Genomic DNA, 19,397 nt, shown 5'->3' with positions numbered 1-19,397 from the left:
CCTTAGCCGGTGGCGATGACGATTTCCGTCCCCTTCAGCGCTGTTGCCTGCGCGCGCAGGGTCAGGCGGCCCTTCTGCCCCGGATGGGCGCGGACGATGGCCAGAGCCAGACCGTTGAAGGCCTGGCGGCGTTTCGACGGGAAGGCGGTGAAGTCGGTCGGGTCGCCGTTGTCGGTGGCGACGATCTCGCCCGGCCCCTCCAGGGTGAAGGTCACCGCCTCCTTGGCGAAGGGCACGGTTTCGCCCATGTCATCGACGATGCGCAGGGTGACGAAACTCAGATCCTTGCCGTCGGCGTCGATGACGCTGCGGTCGGCCTCCAGCTTGAGCGCGACAGCCTTGCCCGTCGTGCGGCGGCGGGTCCGCGCCCATTCCTGGCCGCCCTTATAAACCACGGCGCTGATTTCGCCGGGTTCATAGGTCACATAGTCCCAGCGCAGGCGGTACTCGTACTGACGCTTTTTGAGACGTCCCTGCGACTTGCCGTTGATGAACAGCTCGGCCTCGTCGCCGGAGGTGAACAGGTGCACCGGCGTGACCTCGCCTTCGCGGCCCGCCCAGTTCCAGTGCGGCAGCAGGTGCGCCACGGGGAGTTCCGGCCGCCAGCGCGACTGATAGAGCCAGAAACGGTCCTTTTTGAACCCGGCAAGGTCGATAATGCCGAAATAGGAGCTGCGCGCGTCGTAATAAGGGGTCGGTTCGCCCAGATAGTCCCACCCGGTCCACACAAATTCACCGGCCACATAGGGGTTCTGGTCCTGCGCCGCCCAGTTGCGGTCGGCGGACGAACCAAAATCGGCGGCGAACAGCTCGTAGGCGCTGACCTGTTTGGTCTTGGGGTCGCCGCCGACGCCGGGGCGGACGGGGCCGCTGTTGTTGCCGGGTACGGGGAACTGATATTCCCCCCGGCTCGACAGGGCGGCAGCGCTTTCGCTGTGCAGGATGACCTTGTTAGGGAATTTGGCGCGGAAGGCCGGGAACTTGCTCGGCAGGCTGCGGATGCCGGCGCCCTGATAGTTGAGACTGATGACATCGACCTCGGCGGGCAGGGGCATGTCGGCCTGCGCCCAGTTCATGGCATTGGTCGTCGGGCGCGTCGGGTCATCCTCGCGCACGATGGTCACCAGCCGCCGGGCGATCAGCGCGCCGGCCTCACCCGAATACTGCTCGCCGACCTCGTTGCCGACGCTCCACATGACGATGGAGGGGTGATTGCGGTCGCGCCTCAGCATCGCGCGCAGATCGGCCTCCTGCCAGTCGGGGAAGATCAGGTGGAAGTCGTGCGGTGTCTTGCGCTTTTCCCAGGCGTCGAACACCTCGTCCATGACGAGGATGCCCATGCGGTCGCACAGGTCCAGCAGTTCGGGCGCCGGTGGGTTGTGGCTCATGCGCAGGGCGTTGCAGCCCATCTCCAGCAGCATTTCCAGTTGACGCTCGGCGGCGCGGACGTTGAAGGCCGCCCCCAGCGCGCCGAGGTCGTGGTGATTATTGACGCCCTGAATGGGGACGAACTGGTCGTTGACGAACAGGCCCTTGTCCGCATCGAAACGCAGGGTGCGGATACCGAAGGGCGTCTCGTAGCGGTCGATCTCGCGGCTGCCCTGAATAAGGGTGGTCACGGCGACGTAGCGATTGGGCGTCTGGGTCGGGGCCGGGCCCCACAGGCGCGGATTGGCGACGGTGGCCGAGGCTTTCAGCGCGGCGCTGGCTTTGGCCGGCACGCGCAGGGTCTGGCGCGCGCTTTCGGCGACGGCGCGGCCCGTCTGTCTGCCTTGGGCGTCCAGCGCGTAGAGGCGGGTGACGAGCGCGATGTCGGCGTCGGACGCGCCGTCATTGTCGATGGTGGTGACGATATCGACCGTCGCCGACTCTTTCGACACCTGCGGCGTGGTGACCTGCGTGCCCCAGTGAGCGACGTGCACGGCTCCGGTCTTGACCAGCCACACATTGCGGTAAAGGCCCGCGCCGGGATACCAGCGCGCCGACTCCTGCGGATTGTCGAGGCGAATGACGATGCGGTTCTGGCCGCCGTAATTCAGATGCGGCGTCAGGTCGAGGCGGAAGGAATTATAGCCATAGGGCCAGCCGCCGACGAGGCGCTCATTGCACCACACGGTCGCATAGGACATGGCCCCGTCGATATCGAGAAAGACCGAGCGGCCCTTGTCAGACGCGGAAATATCCAGCGCGCGGCGGTACCAGGCGGGCCCCCAGGTCTTCAGACGGCCCATGCCGCCATAGGGACCGGTCTGCAGAAACGGGCCCTTGATGGCCCAGTCGTGCGGCAGGGTGACAGCCTCCCAGCCGGAATCGTCGAAGCTGGATTTGACCCAGCTTACCTGCGCGCCCGGATGGCCTTCGGGGCGGCTGTGGCGTTTGGCCGGATCGCGGATGAAGGGATTGGCCGAGGGCAGAATCCACGGCTTCAGCACCGGACGCGTGGCGTCGACCCGGGTGGCGTCAACGGGCTTGGCATCGGCTTCCTTACCGTCCTCGCTCTTCTTGATTTCCGGGCGGATGTCGTAATCGAGCGCGCCGTTGAGGCCCTCCGGATCGCCCGGCGTAAAGCGCCAGTCGTCATTGAGCGACAGACGCTCACGCGACCCTTTGCGGCCGCTGTTGCGGGTGTCTGGGCGGGTTTGGGTCGCGCCGGGATTGGCGGACAAAAGGCTGGCCGCCGCCGCCGCGGTTAGCAAAGCACGTCGCGTCGCCGGAATCGCGCGGGTCATGCCTGTCTCCCTCTTATTCGATCTATGCCTGAACCTGAAGCGACAGGTCGCGAAGGATCGCATTCTGAAAAAAGAAAGGGCGGACGCGCCGGTTCGCGCCGCGTCCGCCCAGCGGGGAGAAAAGGTCAGAACTTCCCGCGCCAGCCGAAGTGGTAAGTGGCGCCGGGGTTGAAGTGGCTGTAGGCCGCGTTCTCGTAACCGAAATTGGTGCGGAACGGCTCGTTGGTGATATTGGTGGCTTCGAAGGTCAACTGACCCTTTTGGCCGAACCAGTCGGTATTGTAGCTAGCCGACAGGTCGACCTGACCGCGATCGGTGGCGATGAGCGGCAGCATCAGGCCGTTCTGCGGCGCGCCGGCGGCGATGCGTTCGTCGAACCAGACATAGCTGGCGCGCAGGGAGAACAGATCGTTTTCGTAATAGCCGGTGGCGTTGAAGGTCTGCGGCGAGAGCTGGGCGGCCGCGCCGTCTTTTTCGTCGTCCAGATGCGTGTAGTTGGCGCTGAAACCCATGCCCTTGACGAGGAAGTCGAGCGGCTGCACCCAGCCCAGTTCGATGCCGGTCAGGTTGATGGTGTTGACATTGACCGGCTGGTTGACGAAGACGTCGGCATTGGCCGGGCCGCCGCGGTCGTTGATCGCCTGTTGCTGCTGGGCGGTCAGCGAGTCGAAGGGGATGTTGAGGTCAGTGAACTTGCGCGTCGTCTGCTGCACGACCGTGTAGCCGTTGACGGTCTTCTTGAACACCGCGACGCTGACGTAACCCAGGCCGCCCGTATAGTATTCGGCCCCGAAGTCGAGGTTTTCCGAATAGTAGGGCTGAAGCTCCGGATTGCCCGCGCTGGCCGTCTGGGCGGACGGATCGGAGAAGGTGACGCCGGGCAGCAGGTTGTTCGGATTGGCGCGGGTCAAGGTCTTCGATGCCGCCGCGCGCAGTTGCAGGTTCTCGGTGACCATGGTGGTGACGTTAAGCGACGGCAGGTTGGCGCTGTAGCTGGTCTCGGCGGTCACGATCTGGCGTACGCCGTTGACCGTCACCGGACCCGTTACGGTCTGATCCGTCACGGCGCGGCGGACGCCGGCATTGAGCTTGAACACCAGCCCGGCCAGCGGGATCTGCGTGTTGTATTCGATATAGGCGCCCTTGTTTTTCTCGTTGATCGCGCCGGTGGGCGTGCTCAGGGCCGAGGTGTTTACCACCGGAGCGCCCGCATTGAAGGCGGCGTAGTTGGTGTCGGCCTTCAGCTTGTCCAGGTTGGGCAGGATATGCTGTGTGAAGCCCGGCGTGCCGTCGAGAATGTGGGTGAAGTCCGAGGCCGGGCCGACGCCCAGATAGCCGGCGATGGCGCTTTGCGGGATGACGGAGAAGACGTAGGTCTGATAGGCGGTCGAGTTATCGTAGGCTGTGATCTTGCGGTCGGCCTCGTCGTAGGCGGCGCCGAACTTCAGCGACGACCCGTCTTCGAAATCATAGGTCATGTCGGCGTGCGCCCCGGCCGTGTAGGTGGCGCGCTTGACGTTCTGGATGTTGACGCGGTTCCAGGTCCAGCCAAGGTTCGGATCGGCGATGTTCTTGTTCGGCTTGATCGTCGGGATGATGCCATCATTGGTGTACTGGATGGTCAGGCCCGAATTGAACGGCGTATTGAACAGGAAGCTGGGGGCTTCGCGGAAGAAGACCGAGTGGGTGTAGTTGGCCGAGGCGTCGAGGCGCAGTTTCGGCGAGATCTGCCAGCTCAGGCTGGGGTTGACGTTCACAAAGTCGAGGTCTTCGTCGAAGGTGCGGGCTTCAACGAACATGGCCGAGTTGGCGAAGGTGCCTGAGGTGACGACATTGTTGCTGTCGACCTTAAGATTGATCGGCACCATGCCGCCTGTGGCGGCGGTCGAAGAGTTGCGCACGAACCAGTTGAAGCTGGAACGGTCATACTCGCCTTTGGCGGAGGCGGCCATGATGTCGAGCGCAAAGCGCAGGTCGTCGCTGGGACGGTATTCGACGGCGGTGATCAGGGTGACGCGGTCGCGATGGCCGTCGACATAGTTGAGGCGGCCCAGACGCGGAAGCATGGCGTTGGTCAACTGATTGGCGGTCAGGCCGGGGTTCAGCGCCAGAAGAGCATTCATATCGAGCGTCGCGCCGGGCGTCAGGCCGTTGCCGGCATTGGCGGGCACGACGGTCGCGAAGCTGAAATTGTTGCCCTGAGAGTTGTCGCATCCCGTGCTGCCGGTCGGGCAGGCAAGGTTGGCATTGCTCCAGCCGACCGAATCGAACCCGTCCGAGCGGGTGCGCTGACGCGAACCGGCCAGCCCGACGAGTATGCCCCACTTGTCCCAGGTCTTGGAGAAGGTGACGGCGCCGCGCGGCGAGAAATCGCCCGAAGCCTCACCATAGGAGGCCGAGGCCGATACGGTCAGGTGCTGACCTTTGTTGTCGAAGGGGCGGGCGTTCTGCATGTTGACCAGCGACATGCCGCCTTCGAGCTGACTGGCGGTCGGGGTCTTGGAGACGGTCAGACGGGTGAACAGTTCCGACGGGAACAGGTCGAGATCGACTTCGCGGTTGGACGCGCCTCCGTCGATGCCGCCGTCGGACGCCACGGCCACGCCGGCATTGTTCAGGACGATCTTGGTGAAGCTGGGGCCCAGACCGCGCACATTCACCTGGGTGCCTTCGCCGGTATAGCCATTGCGCGAAATCTGCACGCCTGGCACGCGCTGCAGCGATTCGGCGAGGTTCAGATCGGGGAACTTGCCGATGTCCTGCGCGAAGATCGAGTCCGAGAAGTTGACCGAGTTGCGCTTGGCGCGCGTGGCGTCCTGAAGGCTTTTGCGGTAACCGGTGATGACGACATCGGTAACGTCGTCAGTGGCGGCGGCGGTGGTGTTGGTTTGGGCGTACGCCATGTCAAGGCCGGAACCGGCGAGGATGGTGGCGGACATAAGGGCAAGTCTGGTCGCGCGCAAAATGCGCGTGTTACGGCGTGTCATTGGGGCTCCTCCTGTAGGTCTCCGGCGGTTTTGTTCTGCGAGGCCTGGCCTCGTCCGCCTTATGGTAACGCTCACATAGATATATTGGTCCGCTTAACTCTGTCAATTAGGTCAGGCCAATATTGGTGTCACTGTGACATTTTTTACGCCATTGTTAACTACGGCGATTGAACGTCTCTGTATCAAATTGAAATTAAACAAGAAAAATTCGTAACTCTAAGATTGGATACGAAAAGAAACGAAAATGAGAGGGAAGGGCATTTGTTTGATAAATAAGCTTATTATCTGATAAATTGCCATTTTGTGCGATGTTTATGCGTTAAATCAGACCTGAAACAAGTGTGTATACGGGTTCATGAGGAGCGGTCGACATATTGGTCAGTCCAATTTTAGATCTCTTAGCGGCGGGCATGGAGGGTTAAGCGGCACAGTTTGGGCTTTTCCATTGAAATTGATCGCGTATCGGGCATAGTCCCCGGTAAAATCAGAAATTGGTCCCATGTCTGACAATCGTAAACGTTATAGACGCATCGCTGACGCCATCGCCGAGGAAATCCGCTCCGGCGCCTATAAGGCGGGCGACCGCCTGCCGACCGAGCGTGAGCTGGCGGTAGAGTTCAAGGTCAGCCGCCCGACCTTGCGCGAAGCGATGATCGCGCTGGAAATCCTCGGCTATATCGAGGCGCGTCAGGGCCACGGCATCGTGGTCAAGGCCGTATCGCCCGATCCCCTGCCCATGTCCGATTCGGAAATAGGCGCGTTCGAACTGATCGAGGCGCGTCGCCTGTTCGAAAGCGAGGTCGCCGCCCTGGCCGCCAGCCTGGTCACCGACGAGCAACTGGACGAACTGAAGTCGCTGGTGCGGCTGATGGAAGACCCATCACCGGCCATTTCCGAGCGCGCCGATCGTGAGTTCCACATGCTGATCGCGCAGGTCACCGGCAATGGGGCTATCGTGTCATCGGTCGAAAATCTGTGGGACTGGCGTTATCGGTCGCCGCTGGCGCGCAACATTCTGGCGCGAACGGCCAATCTGGGTATGAATGCGCGCGTCGCCGAACACAGCCAGATTCTCGATGCGCTTGAGAAGCGCTCGCCCGAAGCTGCGCGTCAGGCCATGCGCGAACATATGGACCGGGTGATCGAGCACCTGTTGGCCACGACCGAGCTGGTGGAGGTCGAAAAGGCCCGGGCAGCGGGCGAGGCCCGACGCAAGGCGCTGGCTCAGCGTTTCCTCAAGGCATAAAAAAGCCCGGCGTATTGGCCGGGCTTTTTCTTTGTGTGGGGAGGGGTTACGCCCTTCGACCGCGGAACATGCGGCTGACGGCGATGAGCAGACAGGCGCCGATAACACCGGCGATCAGATAGCCGATCACCCCGCCGAACGAGATGCCGAGGATAGACAGGAGCGCGCTGGCCACGGCCGCGCCGATCACGCCCAGCAGGATGTTCATAAACAGGCCCTGTTCGGACTTCATCAGTTGTTCGGCGATCCACCCGGCGATAGCGCCGACGATCAGGGCGGTCAGCCAGCCTACGGAATTCTCGTTCATGGTCGTGCTCCTCGATATTATGAGCCGTGAATGGCCCGTGTACTGAGAAGCAAAGTGTCATGCGTACGATAAGGCGGAAATGCCGCGGTGGCGGGGCCGTATAAAAACCCCGCAAGCCGAGTTAATTCGCGCGTCTCAAAGCGGGCGCAAAAAAACGCCGCCTGTTTGTACAGGCGGCGTTGTCAGTTTCAGGGAGGAATTGCAGGGGTGTGTCGCCCCTAATTCTTGTACGTGAAGCCGAAGAAAACCCGTCGGCCGGAATAGCCGGTATTGATCAGGCGGATGTCGGCCACGGTGACGGTCTCGTCTTCTTCGGTCAGGTTCTTACCTTCGACGAAGAAGGAGAGGCCCTTGGCGAAGTCCGGCTTCCAGGTGACCTTGCCGTCCAGATAGCCGGTCGGCTCCTTGAAGTTCGGGTTCTGCTGGCTATCCGAGGCCGTCACGAGGTACTTCGAACGGTAATTATAGGCCAGACGCGCGTTGATCGGGCCCTTGTCGTACCACAAGGTGACGTTGTAGCTGTCCGAGGACAGGCCCGGATAGGGCAGTTCGGAGCCGTCGAGCTGGCTGTAGATGCCGACGTCCTCAGCCTTCTGATAGGTGTAGTTGGCGTCGACGCCGAAGCCCGACCACACGCCCGGGAGGAAGGTGAAGGCGGTTTTTGCCGTGATTTCGACGCCCGAAATCTTGGCGCCGGCGGCGTTCACATAGGTGTTGTAGTAGTAGAGCGTGCCGTCGCCGAAGACGTCCTGCTGGCCGATATTGGTGCGGGTCGGGACATAGAACGAACGGATATTCTTGTAGAAGAAGCCGGTCGAAATCTGGGTGTCGCGGTTCGGATACCATTCGAACGAGACGTCGTACTGATCGGCGCGGTAGGGCTTCAGGCCGGGATTGCCGGCGTTGCAGCTGTCCGGACCGTCTTCCGAAGTGCCGTCATTGGCGTAGTTGATGGTGCAGTCGATGCTGGGCTGCAGATAGGTGACCAGCGGGCGGGCCATCAGCTTGGCGAAGCCGGCGCGGACGTTCAGCTCCGACGGGATGATCCAGGTGTTGATGTTGAAGCTGGGCAGCCACACCGTGTAATCCTTGCTCATCGACGTCTGGGTGTTCGACACGATAGCGGTGGTCGTCGCGGTCTGCGTCGCATCCGTATAGCGGGTTTCGCGACGGGTGTTCTGACCGGTCGAAGTGGTCTCGGTATGGACGCGGCGCACGCCGAAGTTACCGTCGAACTCCAGACCGAAGGCCGGGAAGCCGTAGTCGAAGCGGACATACTGGGCGTCGGTCTTTTCCTGAATGATGTACGGGATCTGGTCGTACGTCTTCCCGTCATTGCCGACAGTGGAATACAGATTGTTCAGGTTGAAGTGCGAGGTGTCCAGGTTCTGCGCCACGCCGTTGAAGGTCGGGTACAGCCAGTCCGCAGGCAGGCCGCCGGTGCCGCCGTAGTAGAAGTTGCTCGGCAGCGGGGTCATGGCGCTGGCGAAGACCTGGTTTGAGAAGGCGCGCGACCAGGTTTCGGTCGAGTTCCAGTAATCGGTGCGGTACGGGAAGCTGGCGCTGATCGGGTTGCTCTGGTCGATTGTCGCCGAATTGTTGACGGTCGCCGTCGAATTCACCGAGTTGGCGTAGATGACAATGTTGTCGGTTTCGCTGGCGAGGCTGGAGCCTGCGTTGACGATAAAGCCGCCGTAGCCGTAGCCCGAGGTCGTGGCGTCGGTGAAGCGGCCGCCGAACTTCACGCCCTTGAGCAGGTTCCAGCCGGTGTCATAGGTGAAGTCCAGCTTGTACTGGTCTTCGGAGTTGGCCGACTGCGATGGGCGGTACTGGATCTGCCACTGGTTGACGGCCGAAGCGTCCGCCGGGCTGAAACCTTTGGCGAAGGTGAACTTGGGCGCCGAAGTGTTCGGGTCGATCGAGACGACCATGCCCGGCGTGTTGAACGATACGCTGACATTATTGGTCTGGCTGAGCGTCTCGGTCTCGGCGTTCGAGCCGGCGAATTCCACACGCAGGCGGTCGCCGCGATAGTTGAAGCCGTATTGCAGGTATTTCGACGTGGCGCTGTAAGAGAAGTCGCGCGACGAGACGCTGAAGGCATTGTTGCCGCCGCGGCCGGCCGTGGCAAGACAGTCGCCGACCGTGTACTGGACCACGTTGTGGTTCGCATCGACGACGACGCCCGGGACGCTGCCGGCATTGGCGACGGTCACGCCGCAGGCCGTGCCGTAGTTGAGGCGGTTAAGCGCTGTGAAATCGGTGCCGTAATTGATGTCGTTCAGCGTCTGCGAACGACGGTTGTGCTGATAGCCGATCCAGGCGTCCATGCGGTCGCTGATCTTATATTGCAGTTGCAGCTCGGCCGAGACGCGTTCGTCGTCGCGGGTCCACACGCGGTAACGGGGCACGCGGGCGTTATAATCGTACCACTGGGTTTCACAGGCGGTGCGGGCCTGTGCGGTGGTCAGCTTGCTGGCGTCCGGGGTGGTCAGGGTGGCGCAGGCGGCCTTGTTCTGAACGCCGGAAATGGCGTCGCTGACGGACTGACCATAGGTCGCATTGTAGTATTTCGAGGTTTTTTCGGCCGAGTTGTCGAAGTCGGCCAGGCGCGCCCACGAATGGTCGTCGTAATAATCGCCGCGCGTGTTGACGCGGTCATAGGTGACATTGGCCATGACGCCCAGGCGACCGTCGAGGAACTTCGTTGTGCCGAACAGGTTGGCGCGCGGCGTCCAGCCGTCGAGCGTGTCGAGGTTCTGGTACGAGGCGGTGATCGAGAAGGTCGGCTTGCGGAAGTCGAGCGGGCGGTTGGTGGTGACGGAGACCGTGCCGCCGATGCCCCCTTCGGTCATATCGGCGGTGAAGCCCTTGAACACGTCGATCGACTTGACGATTTCCGACGGCAGTTCGCGGAAGTCGGGGCTGCGGCCGCCGCCCCCGTAGACGTTGAGATTGCCGGCGGTCGACAGCACGCTCATGCCGTTGATCTCAACGCGGTTGAGATCGGGCTCGACGCCGCGGATGGAGACCTGGCTGCCTTCGCCCATGTCGCGTGACAACTGCACGCCGGTGACGCGCCCCAGCGCTTCGCCGACATTCTTGTCCGGGAACTGGCCGATGTCTTCAGCGACGATGGAGTCCGATACCGTGCCGGCGCGCTTCTTGCGGCTGATAGCCGAGGCCAGCGAAGCGCGGGTGCCGGTGACGACAACGGTTTCGATCTCTTCAGCGGCGGGCGCGGCGGCGGGCGCTGCTTCCTGCGCGAAGGCGGCGCCGGACACGCCGAGCAGGGCGACGGCGGTCAGCGCGGTAGCGGACTTCAGACGCGAAGAAAAGAAGCGGGTGGACGGACGAAGAATCATGCCTTTGGGCTCCTGAGCATTTGGCGGGACGGTGGCTCCGCTTTGTCGTCCGGGGAGGAGGACGGCGGATTTCTGACACCGGCGGACAAATCGATACAGCAGACGCCCGCCCGCCTTCCTGCGACGACATGGACGCAGCGCAGGGCGCGGCGATCCGTAAACGTCCCGGAGTGGCGGTGAAAAGGAGCCAAAAACACGGCGGCTCCGGAGTGGGCGTCTCCCTCATCGCGTGCCCGGGACCGTTGTCACGTGGCGCGATGATCAATTTATCAGCGCCGCGAACATTTACGATCAGAAACAATCAGTCAAGAGCTTGCGGTTAAATAGCGCCGATATTTTTATGTTTTCGTCAAATATCGGCGTTTCATAGGCAAAAATACAACACAATGTGTCAAAATATGGCCGGTTTTGACGTTGAGATTTGAGCGGTTAACGGTAGTTAAGCTGTAATAATTCCTGTGATTCGTTTTTTTAATACATATAAACGTTATGCTATTTTACCAGTAATTCATTTATACTTCATTTGCTTAAGGTAATTTTTTGTTTATATTGACACATAAGTACAAAAATGACGCGCCTTGAAATTTTCACATTTGAAATATGCAAATTACGTCAAAAGTGATCATAATTTTGAGACGTGCTCCGCAGGTGCGGCGTCGCCAGTTTAGAAGTCGTCACCCGTTCACGCAGAAAAACACGCTTCACAGGTCGAAGCCGCCGCTTTAAGACCGCGTGATGGTTTCAGATGCGCATAAATCGGATGCAGTGATCGCCCTGCGCGGGGTGACCAAACGCTTCACGTCGAAAGGCGGAGTGCAGGCGGCGCTGGACGGCGTCGATCTCGACATCGCACGCGGTGAGGTCTTTGGCATTATCGGCCCGTCGGGGTCGGGCAAATCGACCCTGATCCGTCTGCTCAATCGACTGGAGACGCCGAGCGAAGGCCGCGTGGTCGTCAACGGCGTCGATCTGGCCGGGCTCGACGCTCGCGCGCTGTCGGCCCTGCGACACAAGATGGGCATGATCTTTCAAGCTTTCGGCCTGTTGTCGAGCAAGACGGCGCTGCAGAATGTCGCCTATGCGCTGGAACTGGCCGGGACCGGTACGGCGGAGACACGCCGTCAGCGGGCGCTGGACCTGCTCGATCGCGTGGGTTTGAGCGCGCACGCGCAGAAATATCCGGCCCAGCTTTCCGGCGGCCAGAAGCAGCGCGTAGCCATCGCCCGCGCCCTGGCCAATGCCCCGGACATTCTCTTATGCGACGAGGCGACCTCGGCGCTCGATCCGGAGGCGACGCAAGGAATTCTGGCCTTACTCGGCGAGCTTAATAGCGAACTGGGCCTGACCATCGTGCTGGTGACCCACGAGATGGACGTGGTGCGTCAGGTCTGTGATCGCGTGGCCGTTCTCGACCACGGGCAATTGGCCGAAGCCGGCGCCGTCGAACAGGTGCTGTTCGCGCCGGTCAGCGCCGCCGGGCGCGCCCTGTCGAAACACATCCTGCCGCCGCCACCCGAAGGCGTGGGCAAAAGCGCCGTGACCCTGACCTATTTCGGTGAGGTCGTCTATTCCGACGCCCTGTCCGCCTCCGTGCAGGGGCTTGAGGCGCGTTTCAGCGTCCTGTCGGGGCAGGTGTCGAGCCTGAAATCCGGCCCTTACGGCCATATGATCGTCGACATGTCGGGTGCTGACCGCACCGAGGCGCTCAACCGCCTGCGGGCGCGGGGCGTCACCGTTACGGAGTCCGCGCAATGAATTTAGCCGAGTTCTTCGTCAATATCGACGCTTCGGAGATTTTGCGCGCCAGCGGCGAGACGCTCGGCATGGTCGTGGCGTCATTGGCCCTTAGCATCGCGCTCGGTTTGCCGCTGGGTGTGTGGCTGTCGGTGACCAGCCGTCAGGGTTTGGCGCCCAATGCCGTCCTCTATGGGGTGCTGAGTTTCGTGGTCAATGTGCTGCGGTCGATCCCGTTCGTTATCCTGTTCATCCTGCTGATCCCGGTGACTTTGGTGCTGGTCGGCACCTCGCTGGGCGTCAAGGGGGCCATCCCGCCGCTGGTGCTGGGGGCCGCGCCCTTCCTCGCACGGCTGGTCGAGAACGCCCTGCGCGAAGTCGACCGCTCGGTTATCGAGGCGACGCAGGCGCTGGGGGCGTCGAAGCGCCAGATCGTTCTGGGCACCCTGCTGCCCGAAGCCCTGCCGGGCCTGATCGCCGCCGCGACCGTGACGGCCATCGCGCTGGTTTCCTACACGGCCATGGCCGGCGTGGTCGGGGCCGGAGGCTTGGGCGACCTTGCCGTGCGTTATGGCTATCAGCGTTTCCAGACCGATGTCATGGTGGTCACGGTCGTGCTTATCATCGCCCTGGTTCAGGGGCTGCAAATGTTGGGCGATGCGCTGGTGGCGCGTGTCTCGAAGAAATAAGGAACCTCCGCATGTTTTCTCGTCGTCATATCCTCCTGTCCGGTTTCGCCGCCACGACGCTCGCGGCTTGTGGCAAGACTGCGCCTAAGGGGAATGTCCTCAGCGTCGCCGCGACCGCCGTGCCGCACGCCGAGATCCTCAAGGTTGTCACGCCCGATCTGGCGGCCAAGGGCATCACGCTCGACGTCAAGGTCTTCAACGACTATGTCCAGCCGAACCTGCAGGTCGATCAGGGCCTGATCGACGCCAACTATTTCCAGACCCTGCCCTATCTCGACTCGTTCAACAAAGAGCGCGGCACGAAGCTGGTGACTGTGGTCGGCGTCCACGTCGAACCCTTCGGCGGCTATTCGCGCAAGCACCGGACCGTTGCGGACCTGCCGCAGGGCGCGGTCATCGCCGTGCCGAACGACGCCTCGAACACCGGCCGCGCGTTGATTCTGCTGCACAAGAACAGCCTGATCACGCTGAAAGACCCGACGAATATCAATGCGACGCTGAAAGACATCGGCGACAACCCCAAGGGCTTCGTGTTCAAGGAACTGGAATCGCCGTCCCTGCCGCGCGTCTTGCCAGAGGTTGATCTGGCCCTGATCAACACCAACTACGCGCTGGACGCCAAGCTCGATCCAAAGAAGGACGCCCTGATCATCGAAGGCGCCGACAGCCCGTACATCAACTATCTGGTGGTACGTGAGGACAAGACGGACGACCCGCGCATCAAAGCGGTGGCCGAAGCCCTGACCTCACAGACGGTGAAGGACTTTATCGCCAAGACCTATAATGGCGCGGTTATTCCGGCGTTTTAGACCGGCGTTTTAAAGCGCTTTTCAGCACATGCTCAGAATTTCCTCATGCCGCTCAGGTTGTGTCCGGTCCACGCTGGGGCGTGACATCTGAGGAGATAAGGTCATGACTGGGAATACGAAAACCGATGCTACCCCGCCGGGCGGGGGCTGGCGCATAGCCGTGTGGAGCGCGGCGCTGTTGTTGTGGCTCGCGCCGCTCATCGCCATGCAGGTCATCTCCGAAGTGCGATGGACGGCCTTCGATTTCACCGTGTTTGGCGTCATGCTGACCGTCGCGGCGGGGGCGTTCGATTTGGTGACGCGGGTGTCGGGTAATCTGGCGTGCCGGGCGGCGGCGGGGATTGCGCTGTTGGGGGCGTTCCTGCTGGTGTGGGTCAATCTGGCCGTCGGCATCATCGGCAGCGAGGACAATCCCGCCAACCAGATGTATGCGGTGGTCTTTGCCGTCGGCCTGATCGGGGCTTTCGTGGTCAATTTCCGGCCGCATGGGTTGGCGCGCGTGATGATCGCCGTGGCTGTCGCCCAGATGGTGGTAGCCGTGGCCGCCTTTGTCATCGGCTACAACACATTCGTGCTGAACGGCGGGTTTGCCGCCGTATGGCTGCTGTCGGCCTGGCTGTTCCACAAGGCCGCTGGCGCTAGAACCTGACGAACAGATTGCGGAACCACTGAGGTCCGGAGCGGGCGGCTTCGCGCCAGTCGGCGGTGGTGTCGGTCTCTTCCGGCGCATAGCCGAACGGATTGAAGGTCTTAACCTTTCCGGCCCGGAACGCGGCGGGGGTGGGTGTCACCAGCATCAGGCCATGCACCGCCGCCGTGGCCGCCATCAGGGCATCGCGCGAATCGTTCAGCGTCAGGGTGGCGCGCCGTTTGGCCACCGCCGCGTCGATCGGCAGGATGTGGTTCTCAAAGGCGCGCGGCACCTGTTCGTCCAGCCATTGCCGCAGCAGGCGGCCGCTTTCGGGCTCGCGCCGTTCCGCCGCCGCGACGCTGGTTTCCAGTTCCAGCAGGCTCAATACCGACAGGAACAGGTGCTGACGCCCCACACCGGACGCCCAGCGGATCAGGCCGGGATCGGTATCGCCGGCCTTGGCCTTGCGCAACTCCATGACGATGGGGGTGTCAAGCAGGTACATCTACGCGCCCCCCTGACGGTCCCAGCCGTCGCCGGCGCGGGCGGCGTCGAGATCGATGCTCACCCCTTCGGTCAGGGCCAGAAGGTCCACGAGCGTCTCGGTCTGACCCGACATCGCGCGATAGGCGTCGAAGCTCATCAGCACGTGAGTCGGCTTGCCGCGGTCGGTGATGAAGACCGGTTCGGACAGGGCCGCACGCTTGGCGCCACCCACATCCTGATTGAATTCCCGGCTGGAGAATGTGCTCATTTTGAGACTACGTTCCTACAATTGACCGCGCTGTCATGTAGTGACGTTACTACAATGTGGTGGTTTGGCAACAGAATTCAAAACCGTGATTTCAAAACGTTTTTTCGTTCATTCACCCTGTTGCGCAATCCATTGTTTCCATGCCTGTCTGTGGCGGACCGCCGCGCACTAGCGCAGTCCGAAAAGTGTTCTGCGGTTTTCGGAATCAACTGCGCGCCAAGAAAAAGCAAGACGGCGGCTCTCACACAGTTCAGGGGAACACACATATCATGACCGCCGTCACGCCCGATATCTGGGCGCACACGCTCGAAACCGTTACCACCGTGCTCAATCCGCACGGGCCGAACGGCACCTACAATGCTGCCGATTTCAGCATCCGCTTCTTCCTTCAGATTGGCATTATCATCCTGACCTGCCGCGTGGTCGGTTGGCTGGGGCAGAAGCTGCTGGGACAGCCGCAGGTGGTCGGCGAAATGATCGCCGGCGTTATACTCGGGCCGTCGTTGCTGGGGCTTCTGTTCCCGGAGCTTCAGGGCGCCATCTTCCCCAAGGAAAGCAAGAACGTCCTCTATGTCGGCGCGCAACTGGGTGTCGGGCTTTACATGTTCCTCGTCGGCTGCACCTTCCGCGCCGACCATTTCGCTCAAAAGGGTAAGAGCGCCTTCGCCGTCTCCTTGTCGGGCATTACCGTACCCTTCCTGATGGCCATATTGATCACGCCGTGGCTGCTGACCGTGCCGGGCCTGTTCGCCGAAGGGATTTCGCGTTTCAACGCCACCCTGTTCATGGGCGCCTGTATCGCCCTGACCGCCTTCCCCATGCTGGCGCGCATCATCAATGAGCGTGGCCTGGCCAATTCGTCGCTGGGCACCTTGTCGCTGACGGCGGGTGCGTTTGACGACGCCGTGTCGTGGTGCGTGCTGGCCATCGTTCTGGCTACCTTCGGCGGCGGGCCGGGCATTGCGGTGCTCGCCATCGGCGGCGGCCTGTTGTGGACTTTGTTCGTTGTCTTCGTCGGCAAACGTCTGCTGGCCCCGCTGGGCCGTATGGTCGAGGAAAAGGGCGAGATGAGCCATACAGTGCTCGCCATCACCCTGATCGCCTTCGCCACCTCGGCCTTCGTCATGGACGCCGTCGGCATCCACGCCATCTTCGGCGGATTCATTCTCGGCACCGTCATGCCGCGCGGCAAATTCACCGAGGAACTGAAGAAGAAGGTCGAACCGCTGACGGTCATCCTGCTGCTGCCGATGTTCTTCACCTATTCGGGTCTGAACACGCGCCTCGACATGGTCAATAATGTCGAACTGCTGCTGATCGCTCTGGCTATTCTCGCCGTATCCATCCTCGCCAAGTTCGGGGCCTGCTACGCAGCGGCGCGCCTCACCGGTGAAGACAACCGCACGGCGCTGGGCATCGGGGCGCTGATGAACTCGCGCGGCCTGATGGAACTGATCATCATTAATATCGGCCTGCAAAAGGGCATCATTGGACCGGCCCTGTTCTCGATGCTGGTGCTGATGGCAATCGTCACCACGGTCATGGCCTCGCCCCTGTTCGAAGCCGTCTATGGCCGCAAGGCGCGGGAAAGCGGCGAACTGGGCGCCGTGCCCGACAACGCGTCGAACTGAGCTTAAGAGTTGCCTCGACTGCGCCCCGGTGTTTCATCCCGCCGGGGCGCCTTTTTATGCCGATTCCGCAAAGCCTTCGGCATAGATCTGCCGGATCAGCGTGCGGTGCGGCGGCAGGTCCAGCGTCGCCCGTTCGCCGAAATTGTGGATCTTGGCGAAGGTGCGGTTGGCGTCCTCGACATGCGGGAAGTGGTCGCGCGCGCCGCTCAGGTCGGTGCGGAAGCCCATGCCGTAGAGAATGTACTGATAGTTGAAGAAGGCGAAGGTTTCGACATCGATCAGGAAGTCGAAGCGGCTGGGCGGGCGGTAGCGCCATTGGTCCAGCAATTCACGCAGCCGGTCCGGCCAGGTCTGCGGATCGGTATTGTCGCGCCAGAAGGCTTCGCTGCGGTGGCTGAGGGCGTAGTGCAGCTTGAGGAAGGTGACGACATTCTCATAGCGCGCCGTCATCAGTGCGTTGAAACGCTTCGCTGGCGCGTCAATAGAGCCGGCGAGCGGGAACAGTTCGGCGATCATCGCCACCGCCACCTCGATCATGACGATGCCGGTCGATTCCAGGGGTTCCATGAAGCCGCCGGACAGGCCCACCGCAACGCAGTTGCCGATCCACGGCCGTTCGCGATAGCCGGGCTCGAACGGAATTTCGCGGAGGGTCAGCGGCGCCTTGCCGCCGACATAGCGGCGCAGGATGGCCTCGGCCTCGTCGTCAGTGGTGTGGTCGGTGGAATAGGTGTAGCCGATGCCGCGCTGACCATCGAGCCCGATGTCCCAGGTCCAGCCCGCCGCGTGGCCGGTGGCCACCGTATAGCTTTCGATCGGCGTATCGGGCCGCTCATAGGCCGTCTTGCACGCCAGCGCCTTGTTGGTGAACAGGGTGCCGCGCACCGAGCGGAAGGGTGACCCCAAAGCCTTGCCGATCAGTTCGGCGCGAAACCCCGAGCAGTCTATATAGAGGTCCGCCGTCAGCACCTCGCCGTCGGCGACGATATGGTCGATCTGCCCGGTGTGATCGAGCACCACGCCGTCGAGTTGCGCCGGTTTATGCGTGACGCCCAGCACCACGGCGCGCTCGGCCAGCACCTCGGCTAACTGGCGCGCATCGAAGTGATAGGCGTAGTTGAGCGGGCCGGCGAAATCGCCTTCGTGCGGGCGTTTGGGGGCGCGCCGCGCCTCGGCCACGCGCTTCTGAAAGGTCACGGCCTCGGCGAAGGGCTTGCGCGTTGCCTCGTCCTGCAACAGCCAGTAGGGCACCAGACCCTCGCCCTCTGTGTAATAGGGGGCTTCGAAGGGATGGAAATAGTGCTCGTGCCGCCCGTTGACCGGCGTCTTGACCCAGTCGGCGAAGCGGATGCCCTGTTTGAAGGTGGCCGTGGTGCGCCGCATGAAAGGCGCTTCGTCGATGCCGATGAATTTCAGCGTTTGTCGGATGGTGGGGAAGGTGCCTTCGCCGACGCCGACGCTGCTGATTTCCGGCGACTCCACCAGCACGATTTCAAGGCGCGGCTGACGTTTGATGTCGAAATAGCGCGCCAGATACGCGGCCGCCAGCCATCCGGCTGTGCCGCCCCCCAGGATCAGTATTCTGCGCTTTCCCGTCATGCGAAGGAGTATGCCCACGCTTTAGCGATGGCCGCAACCTAGCGCGAGGGCATCATACGGAACAGCTCGAACATCTCCTGCAGTACCGTGAAGTCGATCGGCTTGACCAGATGCAGGTCGAAGCCCGCCTCGGCGGTTTCACGGCGCTTGGCCGTGTCTCCCCAGCCGGTCTGGGCGATGATCTTGCAGCGGCGCGTGCGCGGATCGGCGCGCAGGGTGCGCGCGACCGTCAGACCGTCCATCTCCGGCATACCCAGATCGAGCAGGATGACATCCGGGTGAAAGCTGCGCGCCGTATCCAGCGCGCTCAGGCCGTCGAAGCAGGTGCGCACCTCGTCGCCCCAGGATTCGATGGCCCAGCTTAAGGTCAGGGCCGAGGCCTGATTGTCATCGACCACCAGCACTTTCAGAGGGGTGGGTGCGTGAGAGCCGGCGCTTTTGCGCTCTTGACAATCGATCATGACAAACCTTTGAGAACAATGCTATTTTAACGGCTTCGGCCCCTGAACCGGCGCGACGTGTCCATAGTCCGGCATGCCGTAAAAAATCAGTATTGACCTGAAAGTGTCACGTTTCGCAGAGCGGGATTACGGCTTGCGGATGCGCCTCAGCGCCTTACGCGTCGCGCTGACCCGTTCGCCTTCGGTAATGGGGCGGCGGCTGTCCTTACGCAGCAGATGCTCGTCCGTGGTGCCTTCGGGCGGGAAGGGATCGCTGTCGTGAACCTTCTTCTCGGCGCTGCGGCTGATCTCTTCGCCGCTGGGGGATTTATCGGTCATGGCGTTTCCTTTCCTCTGGAAATCTGGCCCCCGGAAATTTGAAGCACTTAAATCTGGGCGCAAAAGGATAAGACGAAAATGAGGGGGGTGACGAAGGTTGTGAACAGTCTGTAAGTGAAGTTGTGGCACATCTGTAA

General features: G+C 62.0%; 15 protein-coding genes. 6 read left to right on the top strand and 9 right to left on the bottom strand.

Annotation, left to right across the window (positions count from 1 at the left end; all coding sequences use genetic code 11):
- Window positions 1-2 precede the first annotated feature (2 nt).
- Window positions 3-2,729 carry a beta-galactosidase GalB gene (gene galB, locus LH365_RS14775; protein ID WP_226746116.1) on the bottom strand — a complete coding sequence of 909 codons (2,727 nt, stop codon included), beginning with the start codon at window positions 2,727-2,729 and terminating at the stop codon, window positions 3-5.
- 125 nt (window positions 2,730-2,854) lie between these two features.
- Entirely contained in the window at window positions 2,855-5,716 is a 2,862-nt protein-coding gene (locus tag LH365_RS14770) for a TonB-dependent receptor (protein WP_226746115.1), read from the bottom strand.
- Between the two features lie 499 nt (window positions 5,717-6,215).
- On the opposite strand from LH365_RS14770, the gene LH365_RS14765 reads away from it, so the two are divergent.
- Entirely contained in the window at window positions 6,216-6,962 is a 747-nt protein-coding gene (locus LH365_RS14765) for a FadR/GntR family transcriptional regulator (protein WP_226746114.1), read from the top strand.
- 46 nt (window positions 6,963-7,008) lie between these two features.
- Here the strand turns inward: LH365_RS14765 and LH365_RS14760 are convergent, their stop codons facing one another.
- Both LH365_RS14760 and LH365_RS14755 read right to left on the bottom strand, forming a co-directional pair.
- Complete coding sequence (locus LH365_RS14760) at window positions 7,009-7,269, bottom strand: GlsB/YeaQ/YmgE family stress response membrane protein (RefSeq protein ID WP_226746113.1); 261 nt, start codon at window positions 7,267-7,269, stop codon at window positions 7,009-7,011.
- A 218-nt stretch (window positions 7,270-7,487) separates the two neighbouring features.
- Window positions 7,488-10,634, bottom strand: a complete 3,147-nt coding sequence (locus LH365_RS14755) for a TonB-dependent receptor (protein ID WP_226746112.1) — start codon at window positions 10,632-10,634, stop codon at window positions 7,488-7,490.
- 765 nt (window positions 10,635-11,399) lie between these two features.
- On the opposite strand from LH365_RS14755, the gene LH365_RS14750 reads away from it, so the two are divergent.
- The 4 genes from LH365_RS14750 (at window position 11,400) to LH365_RS14735 (ending at window position 14,515) form a co-directional block, all read left to right on the top strand.
- Window positions 11,400-12,389 carry a methionine ABC transporter ATP-binding protein gene (locus LH365_RS14750; protein ID WP_226746287.1) on the top strand — a complete coding sequence of 330 codons (990 nt, stop codon included), beginning with the start codon at window positions 11,400-11,402 and terminating at the stop codon, window positions 12,387-12,389.
- On the top strand, window positions 12,386-13,057 hold the full coding sequence (locus LH365_RS14745) for a methionine ABC transporter permease (protein WP_226746111.1): 672 nt from the start codon (window positions 12,386-12,388) through the stop codon (window positions 13,055-13,057). Before LH365_RS14750 ends, LH365_RS14745 begins: the two co-directional genes overlap by 4 nt.
- Window positions 13,058-13,068: 11 nt before the next feature.
- Window positions 13,069-13,866: a MetQ/NlpA family ABC transporter substrate-binding protein gene (locus LH365_RS14740; RefSeq protein WP_226746110.1), complete on the top strand. Its 798-nt coding sequence runs from the start codon at window positions 13,069-13,071 to the stop codon at window positions 13,864-13,866.
- A gap of 103 nt (window positions 13,867-13,969) precedes the next feature.
- Window positions 13,970-14,515 (top strand): hypothetical protein, encoded by a 546-nt coding sequence (locus LH365_RS14735; protein ID WP_226746109.1) that lies wholly within the window; start codon window positions 13,970-13,972, stop codon window positions 14,513-14,515.
- Here the strand turns inward: LH365_RS14735 and LH365_RS14730 are convergent.
- Both LH365_RS14730 and LH365_RS14725 read right to left on the bottom strand, forming a co-directional pair.
- Window positions 14,505-15,002 carry a PIN domain-containing protein gene (locus LH365_RS14730; protein WP_226746108.1) on the bottom strand — a complete coding sequence of 166 codons (498 nt, stop codon included), beginning with the start codon at window positions 15,000-15,002 and terminating at the stop codon, window positions 14,505-14,507. The genes LH365_RS14735 and LH365_RS14730 overlap by 11 nt on opposite strands.
- Entirely contained in the window at window positions 15,003-15,251 is a 249-nt protein-coding gene (locus LH365_RS14725; RefSeq protein ID WP_226746107.1) for a type II toxin-antitoxin system Phd/YefM family antitoxin, read from the bottom strand.
- A 269-nt stretch (window positions 15,252-15,520) separates the two neighbouring features.
- On the opposite strand from LH365_RS14725, the gene LH365_RS14720 reads away from it, so the two are divergent.
- Window positions 15,521-16,882 carry a cation:proton antiporter gene (locus tag LH365_RS14720; protein ID WP_226746106.1) on the top strand — a complete coding sequence of 454 codons (1,362 nt, stop codon included), beginning with the start codon at window positions 15,521-15,523 and terminating at the stop codon, window positions 16,880-16,882.
- Between the two features lie 54 nt (window positions 16,883-16,936).
- Here LH365_RS14720 and LH365_RS14715 read toward each other — a convergent pair whose 3' ends face one another.
- The 3 genes from LH365_RS14715 to LH365_RS14705 all read right to left on the bottom strand — a co-directional run bounded on the left by LH365_RS14715 (window position 16,937) and on the right by LH365_RS14705 (window position 19,260).
- Window positions 16,937-18,481, bottom strand: coding sequence for a tryptophan halogenase family protein (locus tag LH365_RS14715; RefSeq protein ID WP_226746105.1), 1,545 nt, complete (start codon window positions 18,479-18,481; stop codon window positions 16,937-16,939).
- 38 nt (window positions 18,482-18,519) lie between these two features.
- Window positions 18,520-18,942, bottom strand: a complete 423-nt coding sequence (locus LH365_RS14710) for a response regulator (protein WP_226746104.1) — start codon at window positions 18,940-18,942, stop codon at window positions 18,520-18,522.
- Between the two features lie 126 nt (window positions 18,943-19,068).
- Window positions 19,069-19,260 carry a hypothetical protein gene (locus tag LH365_RS14705; RefSeq protein ID WP_226746103.1) on the bottom strand — a complete coding sequence of 64 codons (192 nt, stop codon included), beginning with the start codon at window positions 19,258-19,260 and terminating at the stop codon, window positions 19,069-19,071.
- Window positions 19,261-19,397 lie beyond the last annotated feature (137 nt).

Source organism: Asticcacaulis sp. AND118, from assembly GCF_020535245.1.
Classification (GTDB): Bacteria; Pseudomonadota; Alphaproteobacteria; order Caulobacterales; family Caulobacteraceae; genus Asticcacaulis.
This window is presented reverse-complemented; position numbering and strand designations above follow the sequence as displayed.